The organism is Dehalococcoidia bacterium (assembly GCA_021295915.1).
Lineage (GTDB): Bacteria > Chloroflexota > Dehalococcoidia > Lucifugimonadales > UBA1123 > VXRN01.
Window position 1 is genome coordinate 1 of sequence record JAGWBK010000082.1, and the last position, 3,523, is coordinate 3,523.

5 protein-coding genes are annotated in these 3,523 nt (G+C 60.2%); 3 read left to right on the forward strand and 2 right to left on the reverse strand.

Going from position 1 to position 3,523, the window contains the following annotated elements; genetic code table 11:
• The 3 genes from J4G14_15010 to J4G14_15020 form a co-directional block, all read left to right on the forward strand.
• A partial coding sequence (locus tag J4G14_15010; protein ID MCE2459099.1) for an SDR family oxidoreductase occupies positions 1 to 707 on the forward strand: 707 nt, incomplete at its 5' end.
• Between the two features lie 83 nt (positions 708 to 790).
• Positions 791 to 1,114: a hypothetical protein gene (locus J4G14_15015; GenBank protein ID MCE2459100.1), complete on the forward strand. Its 324-nt coding sequence runs from the start codon at positions 791 to 793 to the stop codon at positions 1,112 to 1,114.
• Between the two features lie 32 nt (positions 1,115 to 1,146).
• Positions 1,147 to 1,536, forward strand: coding sequence for a hypothetical protein (locus tag J4G14_15020; GenBank protein MCE2459101.1), 390 nt, complete (start codon positions 1,147 to 1,149; stop codon positions 1,534 to 1,536).
• Positions 1,537 to 1,611: 75 nt separating this feature from the next.
• Here the strand turns inward: J4G14_15020 and J4G14_15025 are convergent, their stop codons facing one another.
• Positions 1,612 to 2,970 (reverse strand): aspartate aminotransferase family protein, encoded by a 1,359-nt coding sequence (locus tag J4G14_15025; protein ID MCE2459102.1) that lies wholly within the window; start codon positions 2,968 to 2,970, stop codon positions 1,612 to 1,614.
• A 202-nt stretch (positions 2,971 to 3,172) separates the two neighbouring features.
• Positions 3,173 to 3,523, reverse strand: a 351-nt coding sequence (locus tag J4G14_15030) for a cupin domain-containing protein (protein ID MCE2459103.1), incomplete at its 5' end; no start/stop codon positions are given.

Here is a 3,523-nt window from a genome sequence, read left to right on the forward strand (position 1 = left end):
GTGAGGGCGTGGACGTAGCCATCGCAGCTCGCACGAAGGCTGACCTGGATGCGGCTGCCGCTGAGATCGCAGCGGAGACAGGCCGAAAGATCATCGGAATTCCCACCGACACAACCAACTCGGACGATGTCCAGAACATGGTCGACACCGCGGTCAGCGAGCTTGGCGGAGTGGACATCCTGGTCAATAGCGCGGCGATGGTCGGCGGACAGATACGAGGCACGCTGGAAGAGGCGGAGGAGAGCGACCTGATCGAGGACCTCGACACCAAGGTCGTCGGCTACTTCAGGTGCATCAAGGCAGTCGTGCCCCACATGAAAGCACAGAAGTGGGGGCGCGTCATCAGCATCGGCGGCGTATCCGCCAGGCAGTCGACCATATACGGCCTGCGCAACGCGGCGATCGTCCACTTGACCAAGACGCTGTCCGACCAGCTCGGCGGTGATGGGATCACGCTCAACGTCGTCCATCCCGGACTTACCCTCTCTGAAGTCATCGAAGACAGGCTCAACGCTCAGGCCGAAAACCAGGGAGTCTCCCGTGACGACGTCAACGCAGCCGTATCACAGAATGTCGCCATCGGCCGGCCGATCGACCCGCAGGAGCTCGCCTGGCTGACGGCATACCTCGCCTCGCCGAAGGCCGAGTGCGTCACTGGTGAGACCATAGCAGCCGGTGGCGGAGCCAAGGGCGGTGTTCACCAGTAAATTGTCGACACGTTAAGTCTGTGATAATCTGGACACTGGATTCGACCCCAGTCCAGCTTATGTCAGAGTGGGCAGAGACTTATATGTACAACTTCAACTGCATTATTCAAGAGGGCGTAATATCTGACGACCTCAGGCCCAAGCTGGTTTCAGGGCTGGCACGGGTCACGACATCCATACTGGGCGGGTCCCCGGATGACGTCGAGGTCGAGTTCACAGTCATCCCGCACGGGTATGGCTTCAGGGGCGGAGAACTCTCCACGACATCCATGGTCAGGGGAACGATACCCCCTGGGTGTGAGCAGGAGACCCGGGTCCATCTAATGCAGCAATTGAGCGACATGTGGATGGAGCTTACCGGCTGCACCGTCGATGAGCTCGTCGTATCAGCCCGAGACCGCGAATAGGCAAGCAGACTCAGAAACAGAGAGGGAGAAAAATGCCGTTCTATCGTTGCTATGTACCAGACGACTCGGTCCCGTTCGAGAAGCGACAGGAAGTCGCCAAGGCATTCACTGACATCCACTGCGGATCTACGGGTGCCCCGCGCAGTTTCGTACACGTCGCCTTCTTCGACAGCGCGGACTCTGACTTCCCGACCCAGTACTACATAGACGGCGGCAACCGCGCCGGGCGTCCGGCTGAGGTCAGGGAGAAGCTCCTGTCCGATCTCAAGAGCGCATTCATAGACATCATCGGCATCTCGGCCGACCAGTTGGACGGCAGGATCACCGAGGGACGGGCGTCCTGGTCTATGGAGGGCGGACACGTCCTGCCCGAGCCAGGCGAAGAGGGCCCGGAATGGTACGAGCACGCCGCAGCCGACTAACGTAGTTTCCGGTTAACTAGAAGGGGGAGGCCGATATCCTATCGGCCTCCCCCTTTACTTTACTGACCGCTAGCCTTAGAGCTGGTTCCGGACCTCTTCGAGCGAGCTGTTGACTGCGCCTACCACGAAGTCAACCTCGTCCTTCGTGATCGTCAGAGGCGGCGCTATCGAGATGATGTCGCCGAAGCGTCCAAGCAGACCATTCTTCTCCATGATGGGCGTCAGCTTCTTGGCGAGCTGTGCCTCTTCTGGGAAGCGCTCCTTGGTGTCGCGGTCCTTGACCAGCTCGACCGCTGCAAGCACACCCATGCCGCCGCGTACGTCGCCTACTATCGGGTGCTCATACAGCGTCTGGAGCTGCTCGTACAGGTAGTTGCCCATCTCTGCCGAGTTCTCGACCACGCCCTCGTTCTCCATGATAGCCAGGTTTGCGAGACCCGCTGCGCAGGATGCAGGATTGCCGCCGAAGGTGATCAGGTGCCTGAACGTGTTCTCTTCGCCGAGGAACATGTCGCCGACGCTCTTGCTCGCGACGGCCGCGCCAATCGGCAGGTAGCCGCTCGTGAGCGCCTTCGCAACGGTGAAGATGTCCGGCTTGACGCCCCAGTGCTCAGTGGCGAACATCTTGCCGGTGCGACCGAAGCCGGTAATCACCTCGTCGCAGATCATGATCACGCCGTACTTGTCACAGATCTCGCGGATGCGGGGCCAGTATCCTGGGTCAGGCAGCATGATGCCGTTCGCCGCCGAGATCGGCTCGCCGATGAAGGCCGCGACCGTGCCGGGGCCCTCGTGCAGGATGGTCCGCTCGAGCTCCTCGGCGCACTCCAGGTCGGAGTGAGGTCCACGATAGCTGTTAGGGTTGCTGATGTGGATATTGCCTGGCTGTAGCGGGCCGTAGTCCTGTCCGCTGGCCACGCCACCGCCGCCAAGCGCCATGCACGCGTGCGTTGCTCCGTGATAGGAACCACGACGGCTGACTACCTTCCAGCGGGCAGGCTCGCCATTGTTCTTGTGATACGCCTTGGCCATCTTGATGGCTGTCTCAACGGCCTCAGACCCGCCGCTGGTGAAGTAGACCCTGGACTCCTTGTCGGGCGCGAGGCTCGCGACCTTCGCGGCCAGGTTGACGGTCGCTGGGCTGACAGTTCCGCCTGGCGAGTAGCTCACGTCCTGCATCTGCTCGAAGACCGCCTCCGCGATCTCTTTGCGTCCGTGACCGATGTTCTTGAGCCACATCCCAGACAGGGTATCGAGCCAGCGGCCGCCCTGACCGTCCTCGACCCATACTCCCTCGGCCTTCGTGGCCAGCTTGATGCCCGACTCTTCAGACATGTCAGCAATCGGCCTGGAGTGAGGCCAGAAGTGGGCCTCTCCAAGTTGCTTTAGTTCCTCAATCTCTTCGCCGGTCAGTCTACCCTCTTGCGCTACCATCCGCTTCTCTCCTTACCCTCATTCGACAATCCGAGTGAAAAATAGCTTGCTGCTATGTATTTATGGCAGTTGCCATACTAACACAAGCCTGCAAATGGCAATACAGGCCAAAGTTCAACATGAGCAGACCGCGTATCTCTAAAACGAAAACGACCGCCGCGCATGTGGCGGCGGTCGCTCTATCGACTAGACAGAATGCGTCTTAGTCGTCGTACTGGGTGGTCTGGCTGTCGGCCCCTGTCAGGGAGATGTGCGTGAAGTCCTTACCGTCCTGGGCCCCATGCCAGTGCTTCTCACCGGCAGGGATAAAGGCCGTATCGCCTTCAGTGATGCCGATCTCCTCAGACTCTGATGCGACGATGCCGTCACCCTTGGTGACGAAAAGTATCTGGTCTGACGTGTGGGAGTGGTACTTGTTCTTCGCACCGTCGTAAAAGTTGACCAGGCTGAAGTTGAAGTTCTGGCTCTTGCCTCCGGCTACCAGCGGCTGCCGCGACACAGGTCCCCCGTAGAAGAGAGGCGCGTCTGTCGCGTCGTCCTCGGGCACCGATCC

Excerpts from the sequence above, each read along its gene's own strand:
- J4G14_15025 (MCE2459102.1), bottom strand. The coding sequence starts at position 2,970 with ATGGTAGCGCAAGAGGGTAGACTGACCGGCGAAGAGATTGAGGAACTA.
- J4G14_15015 (MCE2459100.1), top strand. The coding sequence starts at position 791 with ATGTACAACTTCAACTGCATTATTCAAGAGGGCGTAATATCTGACGAC.
- J4G14_15020 (MCE2459101.1), top strand. The coding sequence starts at position 1,147 with ATGCCGTTCTATCGTTGCTATGTACCAGACGACTCGGTCCCGTTCGAG.